At 40.6% G+C, this 21644-nt stretch carries 16 protein-coding genes; 10 read left to right on the top strand and 6 right to left on the bottom strand.

The annotated features are described in order from the left end of the window. Positions 1–3: 3 nt before the first annotated feature. The 4 genes from ACOQO5_RS02755 to ACOQO5_RS02740 all read right to left on the bottom strand — a co-directional run bounded on the left by ACOQO5_RS02755 (position 4) and on the right by ACOQO5_RS02740 (position 5193). Positions 4–1107, bottom strand: coding sequence for a hypothetical protein (locus tag ACOQO5_RS02755; RefSeq protein ID WP_420580148.1), 1104 nt, complete (start codon positions 1105–1107; stop codon positions 4–6). A gap of 44 nt (positions 1108–1151) precedes the next feature. Further along, complete coding sequence (locus tag ACOQO5_RS02750; RefSeq protein ID WP_420580147.1) at positions 1152–2429, bottom strand: hypothetical protein; 1278 nt, start codon at positions 2427–2429, stop codon at positions 1152–1154. 110 nt (positions 2430–2539) lie between these two features. Next, on the bottom strand, positions 2540–3157 hold the full coding sequence (locus ACOQO5_RS02745) for a response regulator (RefSeq protein ID WP_420580146.1): 618 nt from the start codon (positions 3155–3157) through the stop codon (positions 2540–2542). A gap of 116 nt (positions 3158–3273) precedes the next feature. Further along, positions 3274–5193, bottom strand: a complete 1920-nt coding sequence (locus ACOQO5_RS02740) for a tetratricopeptide repeat-containing sensor histidine kinase (protein ID WP_420580145.1) — start codon at positions 5191–5193, stop codon at positions 3274–3276. A gap of 157 nt (positions 5194–5350) precedes the next feature. Here ACOQO5_RS02740 and ACOQO5_RS02735 point away from each other — a divergent pair, with 157 nt between their 5' ends. The 10 genes from ACOQO5_RS02735 (at position 5351) to ACOQO5_RS02690 (ending at position 19015) form a co-directional block, all read left to right on the top strand. Next, complete coding sequence (locus tag ACOQO5_RS02735) at positions 5351–5596, top strand: type B 50S ribosomal protein L31 (protein ID WP_420580144.1); 246 nt, start codon at positions 5351–5353, stop codon at positions 5594–5596. 71 nt (positions 5597–5667) lie between these two features. Next, a complete protein-coding gene (locus ACOQO5_RS02730) occupies positions 5668–6843 on the top strand; it encodes a GlmU family protein (protein WP_420580143.1) in 1176 nt (391 codons plus the stop codon). 2 nt (positions 6844–6845) lie between these two features. Further along, the gene (locus ACOQO5_RS02725) at positions 6846–7973 is read left to right on the top strand and encodes an ATP-binding protein (RefSeq protein WP_420580142.1); all 1128 of its coding nucleotides are present in this window, start codon (positions 6846–6848) and stop codon (positions 7971–7973) included. Beyond that, the gene (gene hemC, locus ACOQO5_RS02720) at positions 7970–8893 is read left to right on the top strand and encodes a hydroxymethylbilane synthase (RefSeq protein ID WP_420580141.1); all 924 of its coding nucleotides are present in this window, start codon (positions 7970–7972) and stop codon (positions 8891–8893) included. Before ACOQO5_RS02725 ends, hemC begins: the two co-directional genes overlap by 4 nt. A 1-nt stretch (position 8894) precedes the next feature. Continuing rightward, a complete protein-coding gene (locus tag ACOQO5_RS02715; RefSeq protein WP_420580140.1) occupies positions 8895–9779 on the top strand; it encodes a peptidylprolyl isomerase in 885 nt (294 codons plus the stop codon). Positions 9780–9906: 127 nt separating this feature from the next. Beyond that, entirely contained in the window at positions 9907–10449 is a 543-nt protein-coding gene (locus tag ACOQO5_RS02710; protein ID WP_420580139.1) for an RNA polymerase sigma factor, read from the top strand. 66 nt (positions 10450–10515) lie between these two features. Then, positions 10516–11496, top strand: a complete 981-nt coding sequence (locus tag ACOQO5_RS02705) for a FecR family protein (RefSeq protein WP_420580138.1) — start codon at positions 10516–10518, stop codon at positions 11494–11496. A 10-nt stretch (positions 11497–11506) separates the two neighbouring features. Beyond that, the gene (locus ACOQO5_RS02700) at positions 11507–14425 is read left to right on the top strand and encodes a TonB-dependent receptor (RefSeq protein WP_420580137.1); all 2919 of its coding nucleotides are present in this window, start codon (positions 11507–11509) and stop codon (positions 14423–14425) included. A 234-nt stretch (positions 14426–14659) separates the two neighbouring features. After that, complete coding sequence (locus tag ACOQO5_RS02695) at positions 14660–17629, top strand: SusC/RagA family TonB-linked outer membrane protein (protein ID WP_420580136.1); 2970 nt, start codon at positions 14660–14662, stop codon at positions 17627–17629. Between the two features lie 18 nt (positions 17630–17647). After that, on the top strand, positions 17648–19015 hold the full coding sequence (locus ACOQO5_RS02690) for a RagB/SusD family nutrient uptake outer membrane protein (protein WP_420580135.1): 1368 nt from the start codon (positions 17648–17650) through the stop codon (positions 19013–19015). Positions 19016–19190: 175 nt separating this feature from the next. On the opposite strand, the gene sdaAA is transcribed toward ACOQO5_RS02690, so the two are convergent. Together sdaAA and asnS are read right to left on the bottom strand one after the other, a co-directional pair. Continuing rightward, positions 19191–20087 (bottom strand): L-serine ammonia-lyase, iron-sulfur-dependent, subunit alpha, encoded by an 897-nt coding sequence (gene sdaAA / locus ACOQO5_RS02685; RefSeq protein WP_420580134.1) that lies wholly within the window; start codon positions 20085–20087, stop codon positions 19191–19193. 86 nt (positions 20088–20173) lie between these two features. After that, positions 20174–21625 carry an asparagine--tRNA ligase gene (asnS, locus tag ACOQO5_RS02680; RefSeq protein ID WP_420580133.1) on the bottom strand — a complete coding sequence of 484 codons (1452 nt, stop codon included), beginning with the start codon at positions 21623–21625 and terminating at the stop codon, positions 20174–20176. Positions 21626–21644: the final 19 nt, after the last annotated feature.

Here is a 21644-nt window from a genome sequence, read left to right as displayed (position 1 = left end):
AGTCTAGATTCTACTTTCGATATCAGGGACTACCTGTTTTACCAAATCTACACAATCTGAATTGCCATATTCTTTGGCCAGCTGGTAGGCTGTTTTGAATTTTTCTAAATACTCACTTTCAGGCCGTTCAGCTGCATAGAGCGCCACGCCAGCAAACCAGTAGTATTCTGCGTGATATTTCATGTCTCTGTAGGTCAAAACGCCTTCTGGTAAATCTGCATTGGCATTGATGGCTTCGCGAGCCAGATCTTCGAGCATGTTGTATTGTGATTGGTCGAAATAATACCACAGCAGCGTACGCCTAACGAGCGCCTCGTCGCTTCTGTTTTGAGCAGCCATTCTTCCCAAGTACCTGTTCACATGGCGTTCGAGCTTGTCCATGGTGCTTACTTTCAAAAATGTGGTAATGCACACTTTGTATAGTTGTGCTTCGTCCATACGACTCTCAAAGCAGTGAGCCACTAGCCTTTCGAGGATTTGGTCGTACTTATTGCCTTCATTTACTGCATCCAACATTTGGATCAGGAATGCCAAAGTGGCGACTTTCACGTTTTGCTGTGTCATTTCCTCAAAGGAGGATTCAAACGGTGTGTTGCTGATGGTAAGGTTCTCCCAGTCGATCGTAAATCTTTTGGTCAACTGATCAAATCCTTGCTGCATTTGAGCGAGTGAGCCTCGTGCGTCGTCGGCTTCATTGAGCAAAAACTGTGCGTAGATGTAGTGATAAAATGGATCTGCTTGCGCTAAAGGCAGCCCTTTTTCGAACCAGTTTTTCCTTTCCTCAGTAGAGGAAGCCTGCCCTGCCATGATGGAGTAAAATCTCGCATAGCCCAAATCAGTTGCTTTTTTAGCTATAGCCAAACCTTCCTCTTGGCTTTTGTTTTGATAGGTGTACACGGCCAGATCTGTATAGATCTCCCCTTTTTTGAGATCGCTTATGTTCGCGTCGTTCTTCACTTCATCGATGGCTTCTTGCACCAGGTTGATGTTTTGCTCTCTTTCGGATGCAGACATGGCCAGCCATTGGCTGTGTTTTTCGATTCCGCTTTGTGCCCATGTCATGTGGGATAAGCCTATGACTATTATCAAATAAAATAGTTTTTTCATGGTTTCTTGATTTATGTTTTTGGCCTGTTTAAGCCTTTCAATATTTAGTATGTAATTGTTCTTTTGATCTGAACCGGCTGGCCACCTTCTTCTGTCAAGACGGCTTCTACCCAGTTGCCATGGTCATCGGTCTTGGTGACGGTCTGACGTTTTTTGGCTTGTTCTATGTGCTGGATGATGGTGTTTTCGTTAGCTATCAAGTGATCCAACAGGCCGTCTGTCAATGATCTGTTTATTAGACCAGTTTTGTTGTCCACATCCGTGGCGTATAGTTCCTTGCCACTAGCAGGGTCAATCAGTGCGATGGAGTAGTCATTGATCACGATATGAGCCGAAATACTCTTGTTCCAGACATAGGTGATGCCAACTGTAGAAATATCATTGAATGGATCACTCATAGAGCCCGTGACAGGCACATTTTGCGGGGCAACTTGCCAGGCGAGGTAGTTTCCTTTTCTGGCGAAAGCCAAGGCCTTTTTGACAATAAAGGAGGCTGCGTTTTTTGATAGATAGTCCTTTTTGTTTTTCGCAAGACGGTCAGGGTTGAAATCCAAATCATCCCAATATTCACTTTGCGAACCGTAGTACGAATTCCACCAATCATCAGGCAAATCGCTACTTCCGCCAGCTGATTTTTCGACCACCAAATATTTGGTCACATCAAAAACCTTTTGATAATACATCCCTGGTTTTTCAGGGATCGCAGTGCCCATGATTTGTATTGGACGACCATTAGGCTGTGCAGCGTATACAAAATCCAGTGGATCGATGAAATCTTGAGACATGTTGAAGAATTTGGCTTCCATGTTAATGTCTTCATTGACCTCTGCGAACATGGGCATATCGGTGCCTTCGTCATAGTATGGATCTGGCAGCCCAACCTGACGGATATAATTGTATCCATTGGATGACTGTTTGATTTCTATGAATGTCTTCGAATCTGTTGATTCCTGATCATCGGCCTCTTTAATGGCAGATTGATACTCGAGGTAGTAGTTGGTCAAAGAACCAGATGCATACATCATAGACTGGGTATAATAGGAAGATCTTTTGAACTGGTTGTAAGCTGGTCCAGAGATGTAGTTCTTATCATAAGTTTCAGAGCAAGTATAGTTGTACTTGTCTTTGAAAGTCCATTCTGTTTTCTTCTGGAATTTGTCTACGTCATTGTAGCTGTCTGGCTGCGCATCATAAGTCTTGGTGATGAGGACTTTCTTAGGCGCATCCTTGAGAACGGGTTTGATGGGGAACTTGACCTGTTGTGCATGAGTAGTAGTCAAAAATGCAAGCCCGAGTATTAAACTAAAGATATGTTTGTGCATAGTAGTACTAACCTTGATTGATGATTCAAAGCTAGCATTGGGCGTGATCGATGTAAATACCGATCTACTCGTGAATTGTTATCCGTACTGGCACGTATAAGATTTGTTTTCTAAATCAAATTGTTGGCATAGGCAAACTTGATCAAGCCTACAAGTGAGGAGGTTTGTGTCTTTCTGAAAATATTTTTTCGATGGGTTTCCACGGTGCGCTCGCTGATAAATAAGGCCTCGGCTATCATTTTGTTGGAGTATTCCTGGGCGATTAGTTTCAGCACCTCCCTTTCCCTATCCGTGAGCAATTTGATATCATCTGGCTGATGCAAATGATTGATCAGCATTTGGTTGATTTCGTCGCTCATGTATTTTTTGCCTTGCGCCACGGCTGATATGGCTTGTGTCAAGTCTGTATGAGAATCTCTTTTCAGCACATAGCCATCTACGCCTTCTTTGAGTATTTCTTTGACCAGGTGTGCTTCGTCATGCATACTCAGCATAATGACTTTCATGTCGGGTTTTACCTTTTTTAGTCGATGCAAGAGTGTCAGTCCATCTCCATCAGGCAAGTTATAATCAGAAATGAGCAGATCGACCTCTATAGCCAATATTTGATCTAAAGCTTCTTGCATAGTCACAGCACTGCCAACCAGCTCACAATCCTCTTTTTCGCGAACCAGGTTGGCGACGCCGTCTAGCATCATTTGATGGTCGTCCACTAAAAATACTCTCATTTTGTATTTTGTTTTTTGAATAGTGGACTTAAAATAAGACGAAAACCTCATTTTGTAAAACTAAAGGTCGCCTACTTCTCAATCCATGCCGGTATATCAGTAAATATGTCTCCGTGCTAGCCCTGAGGAACAGGCACATTGGCCAATATGGGTACATTCATAAACAGGGTGGTTCCCTGCATTTCAGGCCTCGAATCGATTTCTATTTCTCCTTCGATCAGCCTGGCCCTAGATTGCATATTTCGCCATCCATTGCCTTTGCTATTTGTTAATTCGGAGGTGTCAAATCCCTGGCCGTTGTCTTCTATGGTCAGGGTAAGTTCGGTTTGGTCTTTGGTGAGTTGTATCGTAATGCGGTCTGCCGATCCATACTTCATAATGTTGTTGGTCCATTCTTGCACGATTCTGTAGAGGGCGGTTTCTTGCAATTCTTCTAGTCTGTCCTCCATCCCAAACTCATGCACATCGACCGTTATTTTTCCGGCGATATTGAGTCTGCTAGCAAATTCTCTGATGGCTGATATTAGGCCTTGCTCTACCAGTGTTTGAGGCATCAGATCGAAACAAATGCCCCGAAGTTCGTCGTACATCTCGTCGAGCATAGATTTGGTTTGCTCATAGACCTCGTTTCTTTTTTCTAGTTCCGAGCTGTTGATTTTAGCCACATTCATTTTTAAAATCGATATCACCTGTCCGAATCCATCGTGGAGGTCTTTGGCAAACCTTTTTCGCTCTTGCTCTTGAGAGTGGATGACTGAATGCAGTTTTTCCTCGCTAAAGGTAAGCGCTTGCTCCTGCAGCTGTATCTGTTGGTTTTTCCTTTGTTTGTAGATTAACATATAGCCACCCAGCACCAAAAGCGTTAGCCCAATGGTCATCACCCCAATGGTCAATTTTCTGTTTTGTAATACTGCCGTTTGCTCACGAATTTCCAAGTCTTGGAGCTTGAGCTGCCGATCCTTAGATTCTGTTTCGTACTTGGTTCGCATTTCGGTGATGTTGCGCTGATTGGCCTCGTTGAGTACCGAGTCGTTGAGCACGAGATATCGCTCCAGGTTTTCATAGGCCAATCCCGACTGTCCCGTTTGGTGCTGGATTTCGGACAACACTTTGAGTGCTTCCTTTTCGGCGTTTAAATTATTAGTTTGCTGTGCATGAGCAATACTTTTTTGCAAAAGGGGCTTGGCTTTTGTCCATTGGGCAGTGGCTTGATAGCTACGTGCCAGATAGTAGTAAATATCTGCTACAAGGAAGGTTTTGTCCTTTTCTTCGTATAGTGATTTGGCTCGTTCAAAATGCTCAATGGCTTCATGAAAGTTTTCATTTTTGTAATAGGCCAGTCCCAGCGTTTGATAAGTATAGCCAGGGTTTATTAGTTTAAAGGTTTCTCCTAGATTCAGCACTTGCTTGGCGCAATATATGGTAGAGTCGGGTTGCTCCAATATCTCATAGGTGGCACCCATGTTATTGAGTGCTACCACTATTTCTGCGGTGTCTCCTCTGAGTGTATTGTTGGTGTAGTTGGTTTTGAAATATTGTAAAGCTTCTTTGTATTCTTTTTTATAATAGTGAAAAGAACCAAGCAGATTATTGACATGATTGATGCCCTTGTCATCTTGAATGAGTTCAAAAATACTTCGTGCTTCTAGCGCATAGGTTATGCCGTCTTCAAATTGGTACAAGCTCGAATAAGCGCCTGCGATGTTAATCAAGCATTTGGCAGCTTCGAGCGAATCCCTCATTTGACGATTGAGTTGAAGCCCCTCCTGGAAGTAGGCCAAACTACTGTCGTACAAGGTGCGTGCATAAAACGACATACCTCTAAATTTGGCCGCAGCTGCCTTTTGTTTTTGGTAAGGACTCCCTTGCAGAAGTTGGTAGATAGAATCGGTATAATGATCGAATAGCTCAGTATTACTGTATTGCTTGTTCATATACACCATGAACGAATCCAGCTTGGCCGTATCCAAGGTCTGTGCAGATGTGGGAGGATTAAATGGCTGAATAAGTAAGAGAGGGATAAGCAAGTGCCTCATGGAATAATTTTCAGATAATCGTGGCCGTATAACTTGTTTTGGGTCTGTTTTGTAAGTAATATATTTATTGCTAATTTTGCAATCCTTTTCGTTAATAGGCGAAAATTTTAACAGAAAAGCACTATGGCAAAAACCATGGCGCACAAATGATAAAAACATGAAAAAAGATATTCATCCAGAATACAAAGAAGTAGTTTTTTGGGACACTTCAAGTGATTTTAAATTCATCACCAAGTCTACTATGGGCTCTGATGAAACAATCAAATGGGAAGATGGCAATGAGTACCCAGTCGTAAAGATTGAAGTTAGTTCTGCCTCACACCCATTCTACACTGGTAAGAAACTATTTGTGGATACTGCCGGTAGAGTTGAGAAATTCAACAAAAGATACAAGAAAAAATAATTTCCCCTTTCGGGTAAAAAGATTGAAGTCTTCAGGATATTTGTTCCTGAAGACTTTTTTATTTCTAGCCCATGAACATCGCCTTAGCAGACCTATCCGAGCATAGGACTAAGCTATTCCCATTTACACTTACGCGTCCAGTTGCGGATTTACGTGTCGGTATCTTAACGATCCGTGAAAAGTGGGAAAAGCATTTTGATCAATCCGTAACATTTCTGGCTGTCACAGAACTGACGGGGAAGTACCCAAAGCCGTCAGAAGAAATTCAGTTGATTATTAATGGAGCGGTTTGCCCAGATTTAGTTTTGATGGATGCTATTCGTTCACTCAAGAAAAACGAACTTCTAAAAAACGGCGATATATTCATAGCAGCAAAAGGTTCTTTTGACCCTATTGACCCTGCAATCAACGTGAAAGGGTATCATCCAGTGGAGTACCAAAAGTCTTTCACCGTAATTAATAGAAGTTGGGATCTTTTCTCAAGTAATAAGGAACAATTGAGAAATGATTTTGAATTGCTGACCAAAGGAAGAGCATCTCAAAAAATAAACGATAAGCATACCATTGTGTATGGTGATCAGGTGTTCTTAGAAGAAGGGGTAGATATAAAGGCAGCAGTTCTGAATGCGGAGGAGGGGCCGATCTATTTGGCTAAAAATAGTATTGTACAAGAAGGAGCTACTATCAGAGGGCCATTTGGCCTGGGTGAAAACTCCAGAATAAACATGAACGCCAAGATTCGAGAAGGGGTAACTATTGGGCCCAATTGTAAGATTGGTGGAGAAGTGTCAAATTCTATTGTTTATGGCAACTCCAATAAGGCCCATGATGGCTATCTGGGCAATGCAGTAGTTGGCGAATGGTGTAACCTCGGTGCAGACACGAATAATTCCAACCTCAAAAACAACTATGAAGAGGTAAAGGCCTATGATTTTGAAACTAATGCATTGATGAAAACGGGTCTTCAATTTTGCGGTCTGTTTATAGGAGATCATTCAAAGACAGCCATTAATACTGCGCTGAATACCGGCACTACCATTGGGGTTTGTTCGAATGTATTTGGAAGTGGATTTCCGCCAACTTATGTTCCTTCGTTTTCGTGGGGTGGAGGAGAGAAATTGGTGACTCACAAATTTGAAAAAGCGATAGAAACAGCTAGAAAAGTTTGGGCACGAAAGAATATCAAAGAGACCAACGAGGACGAAAAGATATTAAAAACTATCTTTGACCGCTCGACCAAAAAATAGTCATGAGATTTGCAGATATTCCCGGACTTAGCGAAGCCAAACAGCAATTGATACATGCTATCAAAGGTAACCATGTGGCGCATGCCCAGCTCTTTTATGGGCAAGAAGGTTCGGCGAATTTGGCTTTAGCCTTGGCCTATGCGACGTACATAAATTGCAAAAATCCTTCTGACAATGATTCCTGTGGAACATGTGAATCGTGCACTAAAATGGACAAGCTGGTTCATCCTGATTTGCAATTTGTATTTCCGGTGAGTTCTACCAAGAGCGTCACAGGAAAAAACGTTGTCAGTTCAAGTTACCTCAAAGAATGGCGGGCTTTTTTGAGTGCCAATAAGTATGGAAGTCTGGTGGATTGGAGCGAGCACTATGGTGCAGAAAACAAGCAGGCCAATATCTCCAAAGAAGAAAGTAGAAATATTATTAAGTCCTTAACTCTAAAGTCATTTGAGGCGGAGTATAAGGTCATGATCATCTGGTTGCCTGAGTACATGAATGTGTCTGCAGCCAACGGGATTCTTAAAATTTTGGAAGAACCTGCTGAAAAGACACTATTTCTATTGGTCACTTGTGAATATGAAAGACTACTCACTACAATTCTTTCAAGATGCCAATTGTTTAAGGTACCTTCTTTTAGTGACGATGAGTTGGAGCAGTATCTGATTGAGAAGAAAGGAGTAGAAGCAGGAAAGGCAAAGAAAATTGCTGCATTGGCAGAGGGAAGCTTACAAGCAGCAGTAGAAAACATTGATAGTACAGAAGACGATGCACATGTCATGTTTCGGGATTGGATGCGTCAGTGTTGGGTGAAAGATTTCACTTCATTGAATAGTACGAATGATTCTTTCAATAAGCTAAGCAAAACAGCCCAGAAGCTTTTTCTACAATACGCACTGAATATGATGCGACAGGCAGTCGTGTCTGAGTATTTGGTAGATGAAAAGGAAAAACTGAACGATTCGGAAAAAGATTTTGCCGTAAAATTTGGCAAAGCCCTTACGACCCAAAAACTTGAGAAAATTAGTGAAGAATTTAGCAAAGCGCATTATCACCTGGAGCGCAACGCTAATGTGAAAATATTATTTTTGGACCTGTCGCTTACAGTCGGCAGAATCATGACAGCAGCATGAAAATAAAGATCGGAACGAGGGGAAGTAAGTTGGCTTTGTGGCAGGCCTATCATGTCCAGGACTTGCTGAAGAAGCAAGGCGTAGATTCAGAGATTATTACTATAGAAACTAAAGGTGATAAAATTCTGGATGTCACCATAGCTAAAATCGGAAGTAAAGGCGTATTCACTGAGGAGATTGAAGAACAACTCAGAGATGGTCGAATAGACATTGCCGTTCATAGTGCGAAGGACATGCAGTCTACATTACCGGACGGGTTTGAACTGATAGCTTTTGGCGAACGCGAAAAATCGCACGATGTCCTGGTCAGTCACAAATCCATCGACTTGGAGCAAAAAGACTTGGTACTTGGAACTTCTTCTACTCGAAGATTGGCCTTCCTGCAAAAATTTTATCCTCACGTCAAAACAGTGCCTGTACGCGGCAATCTTCAGACGAGGGTTCAGAAGATGAAGGACGGGGCATGTGATGCACTGTGGCTGGCTTATGCTGGCGCACATCGTATGGAGTTCGACGAAATGATTGTGCATGAATTTGACCCAGAGAAGTTCGTTCCTGCTGTTGGACAAGGCAGTATAGCCATAGAAGTGAATGAATCATTAGATCAAGAGAAAAAGGATATCGTTCGTCAAGCAGTGAATCACGAACCAAGTGAGAAATGCTTGATAGCCGAGCGATCTTTTCTAAAAAAAATGGACGGGGGCTGTAGTATCCCTGTATTTGGTCTTGCGACAATTCAAGATAACGTGCTCACGCTTTCCGGTGGTATTATCAGTTTGGACGGAAAAACTACAGTAGAAAAATCTTGCTGTTCCACCACTAATGCTGCACTAAAAGTAGGAGAGACACTGGGAGAGTATATTTTAGAAAACGGCGGTCAAGAGATTTTAAACGATATTAGAAAACATCAAGCGGAATAAAATGATTTTAAAAAGACACTTAATATTTGTGCTTACGATTGCCATGGTTCTAGGTGCATGCGCTCAGGATCAACCGGCTTTTACTGTCAAGAAATACACAAAAACGGAAGGCAAGAAGGACTTTTTAGTAACCATTCATACGTCCCTCGGTGATATGAAAGCTGTGCTTTATGACGAAACACCTTTGCATAGAGACAATTTTCTGAAGTTGATCAGAGAAGGTGCATACGATAGTACTACCTGGCATCGCGTGATCAAAGAATTTATGATTCAGGGAGGAGGAATCGATATGAAGCCGAATGCTCCTAAGAAGACCGACAGAATTCCTGCAGAGTTTGATTCCAGATTGTTTCATGTAAAAGGCGCTTTAGCAGCTGCCCGACAAGGGGATAGAGTAAATCCAGAAAAAGCATCGAGTTGGTGCCAGTTCTACATTGTGCAGGGCAAAAAATGGACGAAGAATGAGCTGACGCTAGATCAGCAAAAACTGAATGCTGGAATAGGAAAGATGTTACAAAACGATAAGCATCTTGCGCTACGAGAAGAACTCATTGCCCTACAAGAGAAAAGAGACTTTGATGGCATGAACAAACTGGTCATGAGCAAAGCTTCGTTGGTGGAGTCGGAGCTGGGTTTATCTGTAAGGAAAGATATTAGCCAAGACCGAATAGATGCTTACACCAAGATCGGCGGTGCTCCACATTTAGACGATACCTACACAGTTTTTGGTCAGGTGGTAGAGGGTTTTGATGTGATCGATAAAATTGCTGAAACCAAGACGATTCGCGAAAAACCTATTGAGAACCTTTACTTAACGATAGAGGTAGAAGAAGTGCCAAAGAAGAAGCTTAGCAAGTGGTACGGCATTAATTATCCTGAAAAGTAAGTTGGATTATATGAGTGATTCCGGGCAGCTGCTGTATAGTGGCTACTGAGGCAAATTCATCAATAATACATTTTGTTTAACAAAAAATTCTCTATTTTGCGGGGCTAACCCAAAAAATTGATAGGCTGTGCCCATCCTAGGAGAACAAAAACTGGTAAAAAAACTAAAGGGAGGTTGTCACCAATCCTTTACTACACTCTTCCATTTGTATGCTAAAAAGCTGTATAACTTTTCATACAAATACACCCAGTCGCATGCCGAATCTGAAGAAATCGTACAAGAAGTTTTTTTGAAAATATGGAATAAACGAGATACGATAAACCCGAAACTTTCGTTCAATGCTTTTTTGATCACTATTGCAAAAAATCATATTTTCAATAGAATAAAAAAAGAAGCCAGCCGAAAACAATATCGTAATCAAATCGAACATTCTGAGCTTATAACTAATGAAACGGAGAGCAAGGTCATTTTTGCAGATTTAGAACAAATAGCTAAAAGTAAGATAGAAGACTTGCCACCGAAGAGAAAACAAATTTTTCTATTGAGAAGAGATTCAGGTATGACTGTAAAGGAGATTGCGCAAAAGTTAGGAATTGCTGAAAGCACAGTAGAAAATCAAATGAATAAGGCCATCAAATCCTTAAAAACCAACCTTTCAAAATTTTCATAAAAAATTGAATACAGAATAGGTGCTGTTGAGGGCTTGTCTGTATTAAATATGTAAACTATCAAGCGATTGGATTTTTTAAACAAGTATCGAGCTTTTAAAGCGGGCCAACTATCTCAGGAAGAAGCTGAGGAGTTTGTGGCATGGATGAATTCTAAAGAAGGGGAAGAAAAAATTTTGGGAGATATTGAAAATGATTGGAATTATCTGGATGCTAAAGAGGCTACAGATGAGACCAGGCTAGAGTCGATACTTACTGAAATTAAAGCTGAAACTGGAGAAGAAAGGGCTCAGGAATCTAGGAGCCATTTCTTTACAAAATTAGCGGCAGCTATTGCTCTTCTTGTTGTTTTTGCAGGATTGACCTATTTGATTTTCCCCGAATTGCAAACCCTAAACCAACCTCAACGAATTGTGAAAATCAATCCAAGTGGCCAGAAGTCAACTCATTTTCTGCCAGATGGAAGTAAAGTTTATTTGAATGCTGAAAGCTCCATTAGTTATGTTCGAGAATTCAAAGGGAGCAAGCGAATTATTGATTTGAAAGGTGAGGCGTATTTCGAAGTGACAAAAAATCCGGAAAAACCATTTGTGGTTAATTCCAAAGGACTGTCGACCACTGCAATTGGTACAGCTTTTAATGTTCGTGCTTACGCTAATGAGAAGGAGCTTGGTGTTGCACTCGCTGAAGGAAAAGTCAAAGTGACCTCAACAGGATTAGAAAAGGAATTTTTTCTGTCTCCAGGGGAGCAACTCCACTATTCTTCAGAATCGAAAAGTATTTCAAAATCAACCTTTGACTCCGATGAAATAGTAGGGTGGAAAAACGGCCTAATCAAGTTTCAGGATGCAAATTATCAGGAAGTGAAAAGCAGACTGGAACGATGGTTTGGCGTTAACATTGTGAGTAATGTAAATCCCTCAAAAGAATGGAAGTATACTGGGTCATTTGAAAATCAGTCCCTTGAGATGATTTTAGAAGGAATGAAGCTAACCAAAAACTTTGATTATAGAATGGAGCAAAAAAAGGTAGAAATCATGTTCAAGTAAAACCCAGCCTATGATAAAAACCTTTACTAGAATTGTCTTTCTTGGTTTGGTATTTTCTTACTCTGTATTTGGCGCACCTGGCGATGGAAGCAAGTACGATAATATCAAAAAGACCAAAGTCAGTATAATTCTGAAGGAGGTTTCTATTGAGCAAGCATTCCAACTCATTGAAAAAAGCACTGATTTTCGGTTTGCTTTTGATCAGAGAGATATCGACCCCGATGTAAAAATTAGCAACCTCGAGAAAAACATACCACTTTCGGAGCTTCTCCTGAAGATTTCCGAAAAAAGTCAGCTCAAATTCAAGCAAATCAACAATACAATCAATGTCTACAAAAATTCAAATCATGGAGCTGTTCCAAGTGGAACATTGCGACATTTTAAGGTAGCAGGTCAAATTTTAAATGAAGAAGATGGTTCGCCACTTGCAGGAGTCTCCATTAGAGTCAGTGGTTCCAATATTGGTATCATTTCGGACATAGAGGGTGATTTTGAGTTGACCATTCCGGGTCAAACAGCCAAATTGTTAATATCATATGTTGGATTTGAGACCATCAAGGTCGATGTAGAACCTACCATGAATAAGCTGACCGTTGGGATGAAGACGGATCTTCAAAGTCTAAATGATGTTGTAGTAGTGGGTACCAGGTTTAACCCGAGATCGGTTTTAGATTCCCCAGTGCCCATTGACAACATTTCAGGTCAGGAATTAGAAGCCACAGGGCAACTTACTCTGGATCAAATGATCAACTTCAAGATGCAGTCCTTCAATGCCTCTCAACAGACAATCTCTGATGCGACGGCTCATTTCAACCCGGCAGATCTGAGAGGCTTGGGCCCATCGCGTACACTTGTCCTCATTAATGGCAAACGGAAGAATCCTAGCGCGTTGGTTTATATCAATGATACACCAGGTAAGGGTGAAGTGGGAGTTGACATGCAGAGTATTCCAATTGGAGCGGTGGAGCGTGTAGAAATTTTAAGGGATGGGGCTTCTGCGCAGTATGGTTCAGATGCTATTGCTGGAGTCATTAATATTATCTTAAAAGAAGATACAGAAGAGACAAGCATCAATGCTTTTTCCGGGATCACAACCCAAGGCGATGGTTTGCACTATGGGTTGAGTGCGAATACCGGTTTCGACTTGTTTGGTAAGGGCTTTTTGAATGTTACGACTTCTTTCAAAGAACAAGAATATACGAACAGAGCAGGCAAACCAGGCAAGGATGAGTTTTTGAATGATGAGAATTTTGAAGACTGGGTAGCTGACAATCCAGATTTAGGAATGATTGTTGGACAGCCTGATATGTCTACTTTTGATGTGTTTTACAATGCTGATATTCCTATAAACGACAACTCTAATCTTTATTCTTTTGGAGGAATAACATTGAGGAAAGGGACAAGTTTCGCGTTGTATAGAACGCCTTATTGGGAACCCGATCCAGACCATATATTTCATAAAGATGATGAGGTTTATAACGGATTTCATCCAACTTTCGAAACTGACATTAAGGACCATACCTTTGGATTAGGAGTCCGAAGTAAAATTCGGGATTGGGCTGTGGATATTAGTGCTGTTTCTGGAGCCAATACCGTTGCTTATCATATTGGTCAAACCATGAACCCTGCTTTGGGACGGCAAAGTCCTACACGTTTTGAAGCTGGCGGTTATGATTTTAAAAATTTTGTAAATAATATAGATTTATTCAAGCGAATGAATAACTGGAATATTGGATTTGGCTCTGAGTTTCGAACGGAAAGGTTTCAGGCATTTGCAGGTGAATCAGCATCTTATGCGGGAAATGGTTCTATTTCATTTCCAGGAATTAGACCGACAGATGAAGTTGATGAAAATCGGTACAATGTTGGGGTCTATACAGATCTAGAATATGACAATGAAGTATTCCTCATTGGAGGAGCTGCGAGATTTGAAAATTATGACGACTTTGGAAAGAATTTTACTTGGAAAATAAATTCTAGATTTAAGCCTTTTGGAGATTTGGTAGCATTGAGAGCATCAGCAAGTACAGGTTTTCGTGCGCCATCATTACATCAGATTTATCTTAGTAATGTGCAAACCTTGGTTTCAGATGGAACCATATCCAATCAAGGAACATTTAGCAATAATAGCCCTGTCATTCGAGAACTTGAAGTCCCAAATTTGACCGAAGAGAATTCACTAAATTTTTCTATTGGAGTAGCATTTCAACCTATTTCTAAATTGGATGTGACATTAGACTACTATGATATTCGTGTCAATAATCGGATATTATTTACAAATGAAATCGGCTCTGATGGAGACCCTAATACGTTGACTGCACTCGAAGATACGCTGAGTTCTTACCAGGTGACTAGTCTGAAATTTTTCATTAATGCCGCGGATACCAGAACAAGAGGTATTGATGGAGTAGCGACGCTTAGAGAAATTTTAGTTGGTCAAGGAATGTTGGATATCAGTTTGGCTGCCAACCTAAATTCAACTGCAATAGAAAGTGCTATTAGGACACCAAAACCGATAGCTGAAGCAGGTAATGAAATATTTAATAGGAAAGAGCAGGCCCGAATTATATCTGCTCGTCCAGCAAGTAAATTTCATTTGGGATTGGATTATAGATTAGGGAAGTTTTCTACTGGCCTTCAGTTTTCAAGATTTGGTGAAGTCATTTGGAGACATGCTGAGGATGAATCCAAAGATCAGATTTTTTCTGCAAAGATTGTTACTGATTTGAATGTGAATTATCGGCTAAGTAATTCAGCAACTTTTGGCCTTACAATAAATAATCTATTTAATGTTTATCCCGATGAAGTCGACCCAAAGGGTGATCCAATTACCAATTTAGGCGGGCGGTTTAAGTATGCTTGGGAGGTCAATCAATTTGGCTATTTAGGAACTACGATATCAGCCAGATTTAGCATAAAATTTCAATAAATACAGCATATTATATTTGCAAAAGCCAAAATGGCAAAATATAATTCTATTACTCAAGTATAGGATACCCTTATACTTATTTCTATTTTTTTCATCAATTCTACCTAAAAAGTCTATAAAAGACAATTCAGGCAGTTGACCCTCATAGAGTTAGTGGCTAGATATAGAGTGGTTGTTTTTCAATAGCTAACAGACGTTAGTTGGGAATTTTTTTAAACTCTAAAACCAAACTTTATGAAAAAAGTTTACTCTGCATTAACCATAATGTTAATGTTATCGGTTTCTGTTGCTTTTGCCCAAAAAACAGTTTCGGGTACAGTAACAGACGGTTCATCCGGCGAGCCACTCGTGGGGGTGAATGTAATAGTTAAGGGATCTGCCATAGGTGCATTGACCGACTTGGACGGGAATTACCGTCTTGAAGCAAGTGAAGGATCAATATTGATGTTTTCGTTTGTTGGATATAGTACAACAGAGGCTACGATTGGAACGGCCAGTACCATTGATGTATCACTTACTGAAGATGTGACTAGCCTTGATGAGGTGGTTGTAACGGGATTGGCTACTTCTGTAAAGCGGTCCAATTTGGCAAGTTCTGTGGCAACAGTATCTGCTAAAACTTTGACTGGAATTACAAATCAGTCTAATATGGATGGTGCGCTTTATGGTAAGTTTAAAGGCGCTGATATCCGTGCTAATTCTGGTGCTCCAGGAGGAGGTATATCTATGAGACTAAGAGGGGTAACTTCCATATTTGGAGATCAACAACCTCTGTTTATCGTGGATGGTGTGTACGTTGATAACTCGACAGTTTCGATGGGAAACAATATTGTAAGTGAAGCTGCTGGTGGTGGAAACCCATCTACCAACCAAGATGATGCAACAAACAGAATTGCTGATATTGATCCGGAGGATATTGAAAACATCGAGATTCTAAAAGGAGCATCTGCCGCAGCCATTTATGGTTCAAGAGCAGCAGGTGGTGTGGTTATCATTACTACTAAAAGAGGTAAAGCGGGAAAAACTGTTGTTAACCTTAGTCAAACTGTAGGTTTGAGACAGGCGACTCAGCTATTGGGCCTTAGAGCCTGGACTCCAGCTACAGCCGGAGCCATAGGCGGGCAAGCAGCAGCTGATGCGGTTACAAATGGCACTTTGAGAGATTATGAGAAGGAGATTTTTGGAAACACAAGAGTTTCTAATACCACACGACTTTCAATTTCTGGTGGCCAAGGGAATACAGATTATTTCGCAGGTGTTACCTATAAAAATGAACCTGGTTTGGTTGACAACACAGGTTATGAGAAAGGATCTTTTAGGTTGAATATTGGCCAGAAGTTTAATGATTGGTTGGATATTTATTTAACCAACAACTACATCAATTCTACTTCAGACAGAGGGTTTTTTAATAATGGTAACCAAAACAGGACAGTAGGCTATGCCTTAGCTTTCACTTACCCATGGGAGAATTTATCTCCGGTAAATGGAGCATATCCTGCAGGAGGAGCTGGTTCAAATGCTCTTGAAACAATAGCAATTACTACAAACAGAGAAGAAGTAAACAGATATATCGGCGGTGCAACCGCTAATATCAAGTTGTTGTCTCAGAAGAACAATCAATTGAAATTGGTACTTCAAGGAGGCCTTGATCAATATACTTTGAGAACGACGAGTATATTTCCACAGTCTCTTTCATACTTCAGCAGTCCTACCTCATTGAGAGGAGCTTCCATATCAGGTACTACGATCAATACAAATTATAATTTGACTTCTACCTTAGTTCATTCATTGTATATGGATAATGGCTTAAGCTTTACTACTCAGGCAGGAGCTTTCGTCCAGGACTTTGACAGAAATACTGTAATTACTACTTCTACTGGACTTAATGGATCTCAGACAAATTTAGGTCAGTCTACTAATGTTGGTACTCAACAAATTATTAGACCACAGCAGGATAAAGGATTTTTCGTTCAGGAAGAAATAAACTTTGATGATAAAATCATAGGTACAGTTGGAATCAGAGGTGATAAATCAACGAATAATGGAGATGCCAATAAAATGTATTACTATCCAAAAGCAAGTTTGGCTTTAAACATTCATGAGTTCGATTTTTGGTCGGTAGATGCGATTAGTAATATCAAACCTCGTGTTGCTTATGGAGAGTCTGGAAGATTCGCGAATTTCAATGACAGATTTACTTTGATGAATCCACAGTTGATTGGCGGAGTTTCTGGCCTTAGCCCAGCAAACCTTGAAGGTAATACTGCAGTAGGACCAGAAAGACAAAAGGAACTTGAATTTGGTCTTGATTTAGGATTATTCAATAACAGGTTTGGTTTGGATGCAACGTTCTATAACAAGAAAATGGAAGATGTACTTCTTCAAGTAAACGTTCCTACTTCTACTGGATTTACTAATAGAGTAGATAATGCTGCTGAATTGGAGAATAAAGGAATAGAACTTGGTTTGGATGCTGCAATTATCCAGTCATCCGAATTGAATTGGAATGCCAGTTTAAAATGGTGGAGAAATAGATCTAAAGTGACAAAACTTGATGTTCCTGCATTTAACACTGGAGGTTTTGCAGCTTCTTTAGGTACGATGAGAATCCAGGAAGGTAAGTCGGCGACTCAAATTGTGGGTACATATATCACTGATGGAAAAACGGCTGATGAAATAGCGGCCATAGATCCAGATGGTGATGGATTCGCTGTTTATGGCGATGCCGAGGCTGATTTTCAAATGTCTTTATTCAATCAAATAAGTTGGAAGAATTTTGACTTCACTTTCTTATTACATTGGAAACAAGGTGGCGATGCGATCAATTTGACAACATTGCTTTATGATTTAGCTGGAACTACATGGGATTATGAAGACACTGGACTTGACCCTGAAGGAATTTTGAACAATGGAGATTATAGGTCTAGTCAAGCATTTGCTAATCCGGCTCCTGTAATTGAAGATGCAGGTTACTTCAGATTGAGAGAAGTAGGTGTGTTCTATACATTACCAAAAAACTTGATTCCGCAGATTAATAAAATAAAAGTAGGTTTCTCTGGAAGAAACTTGATCAACATTTTTGACTACAACAGTTATGACCCTGAGTCGTCAAACTTTGGAAATAATGTTTTAGCAAACAATGTGGAGGTGACTCCCTATCCAGCATCAAGGTTCTATAATTTCCACTTGAACGTAACCTTCTAAAATTAAGACTACAAAATCATGAAAAAAATAATAAATAGATTATTCATATTGAGTGCATTGATTTGGTCGGTCTCGTGTAATCTTGACGAAGTACCAAACCCAAATGCACCGACATTTGAGAGCTTTGAAGAAGGCGCATCAAAAGCAGATTTAGACTTATTGGCAGTTGGATTAGAAGCGGTGATGAGAAATGATTTGCATTTTCATTACCAAACCACCAGCATACTAGGCCGAGATTATTATGATTTAACTGGTATTGATCCACGTTTTACTCAGGAAATACTAAAAGGACCTCTTGATAACAATGGATTTTTAACCACAAGATCATATGCTGCATGGTATAAGATTGTTCAGTCGACCAATTTATTAGAGAAAGCGACAATCAATTCTGCTGCAGGTTTATCCGATAGCGAAGCCAGTGGATATGTTGGCTTTGCCCAAACATTGAGAGCCTATGCTCTGTTGATGGTTGCGAATAGACAATATGATAATGGAATCCGTGTGGAAGTTTCAGATAAGTCCAATTTAGGACCTATAGTATCTTATACAGATGCTTTAGCGTCTATTATGACTTTGCTAAATGATGCGAATGATGAATTGGCAGCTGCTGGAACTTCTTTTGCCTTTCCATTAAGTTCTGGTTACGGAGATTCTTCAAATGAAGATATTCCTGCAGATGACATATTTTTTACACCTTCAGGATTTGCTAGATTCAATAGAGCTATTGCTTCAAGAATTGCGATTTATCAAGGCAATAAATCTTTAGCCCTTACGCTGTTGGGTAATTCTTTTCTTGACCTTACCGGAAATTTGAATAGAGGGGTTTACCACATTTATGGAGCGACTGGTAATGACATTCTGAATCAACTGTATTACATCCCTAATCAAAGTGCTAACGAATTTATGGCACATGATACTTGGGTAGCTCAAGCTGAAGCTGGGGACACAAGAATTGACGCAAAAGTCGGTTTATTCTTGGATGCAGATGACAACCCAATCACAGTTACATTTGATGGTTTGTCTGCTGATTATCAGGTTAGATTATATTCTAGTAATACTGATCCCGTGGCACTGTTGAGAAACGAGGAATTGGTTCTTCTTTACGCTGAAGCAAATATTGGAACAAATAATACTGAAGCTGTTTCGGCTCTTAATGTAGTAAGAAATGCTGCTGGATTAGCTGATTATGCTGGTGCTACTACAGATGCTGCATTGGAAAATGAACTGCTCATTCAAAGAAGATATTCTCTTTTTGGTGAAGGCCATAGATGGGTTGACTTGAGAAGATTCGGTAGAATGGATGAAATTCCACTGGATCGAGCAGGAGATAATGTAATTGATGCATTCCCTACTCCAGTTACTGAGAATGAAGTGCTGGGAGGTTAATAGATAAATAGTTAAAATAGAGGCTGTTTCAAAAGCCCCTTTAAACTGTCAGGCTGAGGGTCTCGAAGCCTTGCTGCTAAACTTGAGCAGACATTTCGAGAGCCTCAATGTGACAGCTCTATGGGATTTAAGGCTTTTTTGACAGCCTCTTTTTTATGATTTGAGTATGATGAAACTAATCCTCGTCCAGCATATCAATATCTTGGATCAAAACTCTCTTAGATATGGCTTGCCCAGTACTTGTGGCTGCAAGCCCACCGAGTGCGGTTTCCTTATATCGAGTTTCCATGCTCTGCCCTACTTCACCCATGGCTTCAGCACATTCATCGACAGGTATGACACTATCCACATCTGATAGTGCAATCTGAGCGGAGGAATTAGCTATTGCTGCTGCACTAGCGTTTCGAACTACACATGGTACTTCTACCAGTCCAGCTACTGGATCGCATACTAACCCAAGCATGCACTGCAAGGTCACAGCAACAGCATTGAACACTTGATCTATGCTCCCTCCAAGACAATAAACAATACTTCCTGAAGCCATAGCCGCAGCGCTTCCTGTTTCTGCTTGGCAACCCCCTACAGCACCCGCTAATGAAGCCTTTTGTTCAAGTATAAGTGCAATTCCAGCGCTGATTAGCAAAGCTTCATGAATTTTACGATCATCAATGCCATGTATTTTTTGCATAGTGGTGAGCACACCGGGCAGAATACCAGAGGCTCCTGCTGTTGGTGCTGCCACTACTCGACCCATGCAAGAGTTTACTTCCTTGGCAGCTAATGCACTCGAAATCAATGTCTGAAATTCTTTAGAAAGAACCACCGTTTTGTTTTGAGCCACCTTTTTCGCGCCATTCTTGATCATTCCCGAATGTGAGGACATATCTTCCGTCAGACCTGTTTCCACGGCTTCCTTCATTACCTGATAGGCTTGTGCCAATCCTGTCCATATCGCATCTTCTTGAGCTCCCTTCTGATCAATTTCATAGTTGATTACAGGTTCAAACAATGCTAGATTCTCTTTTTCACAAAGCGCCTTCCAGCCTTTGAAATCTTCAAATAGAAATGACATGATGTTTTGGGTTAAATGTCTTCTAAAGTTACTAAGATTCTAGGCTGCTTGTTGTTAGGAGCTGCCTAGAATTAATCAGTGGATGTTTAAAATTCCGCGTTACCAGGAGTTCTTGGGAAAGGAATGACATCTCTAATATTTGTCATACCCGTCACAAAAAGGATCATTCTTTCAAATCCTAATCCGTATCCACTATGTGGCGCAGAGCCGAATTTTCGTGTATCTAGATACCACCAAAGTTCTTCTTTCGGCACACCCATTTCGTCCATGCGTTGTTCTAGTTTTTCCAACCGCTCTTCACGCTGAGAACCACCAATGATCTCCCCAATTCCTGGGAATAAAATGTCCATGGCCGCCACTGTCTTGCCATCGTCGTTTTGACGCATGTAGAAGGCCTTGATATCCTTAGGGTAATCGGTGAGAATTACAGGCTTTTTGAAGTGCTTTTCTACCAAGTATCTTTCATGCTCAGACTGTAAGTCAGCGCCCCAGGCATCAATCAAGTATTTAAATTTCTTCTTCTTGTTTGGTTTAGAGTTTCTCAAGATGTTAATCGCCTCAGTATAAGTAACGCGCTCAAATTTATTATCAACAACAAATTTCAACCGGTCCATCAAATACAAATCAGGACGTTCGATTTCTTTCTTGTTTTTGTTTTCTTCCACTTCTCTGTCATGCAAGAATTTCAAATCATCACCACAGTTGTCTAATGCGTATTGAACGAGATATTGTAACATCTCTTCAGCCAGATCAGCATTGTCATCCGCATCGAAAAATGCCATCTCTGGTTCGATCATCCAAAACTCCGCCAAGTGACGAGTCGTATTTGAATTCTCTGCTCTGAAGGTAGGACCAAAAGTATAAATTTGTCCCAAGGCCATGGCAGCCAGCTCACCTTCCAATTGACCAGATACCGTCAAGTTTGTTTCTTTGTCAAAGAAGTCTTGCTTGTAATCAATGGCACCTTCTTCCGTTTTTGGAAGATTATCCATATCCAAAGAAGTCACTCTAAAAGTCTCCCCTGCTCCTTCGGCATCAGAAGCAGTAATGATTGGTGTATGAATATTCAAGAAGCCTTTATCATTGAAGAATTTGTGCACTGCGAAAATCATCGCATGTCGAATTCTATAGACTGCCCCAAAGGTGTTTGTCCTTGGGCGCAAATAGGCAATCTCTCTCAAAAATTCTAAAGAATGCTTTTTTGGTTGGAGTGGATATTTTTCAGGATCAGCTTCACCCAAAACTTCCAACTCTTTTACATGCATTTCAACAGATTGCCCTGATCCTTGAGAAGCCACGATTTCTCCTTTGGCTGCTACACAGGCTCCTGTAGTCACAAGCTTGAGTAGATCCTCTGAAATTTCATTAGGGTCTGCCACCAATTGCAAATTATTGATCGTCGAACCGTCATTAAGTGCAATAAATGCCACATTCTTGTTTTGTCTTTTGGTTCTTACCCATCCTTTCACAAGTAGACTAGTTCCTACTTCTGCCGATTTTAAAACCTCTAATACTTTGGTTCGTCTTTCCGTACTCACGTTTCTCTGATTTTTAATT

Origin of the sequence: Reichenbachiella sp. (assembly GCF_965223055.1) — a bacterium.
In the GTDB taxonomy this organism is placed as follows: Bacteria; Bacteroidota; Bacteroidia; order Cytophagales; family Cyclobacteriaceae; genus Reichenbachiella.
The sequence above is the reverse complement of the archived record's forward strand: the minus strand, read 5'-3'. Positions and strand labels throughout refer to the sequence as shown.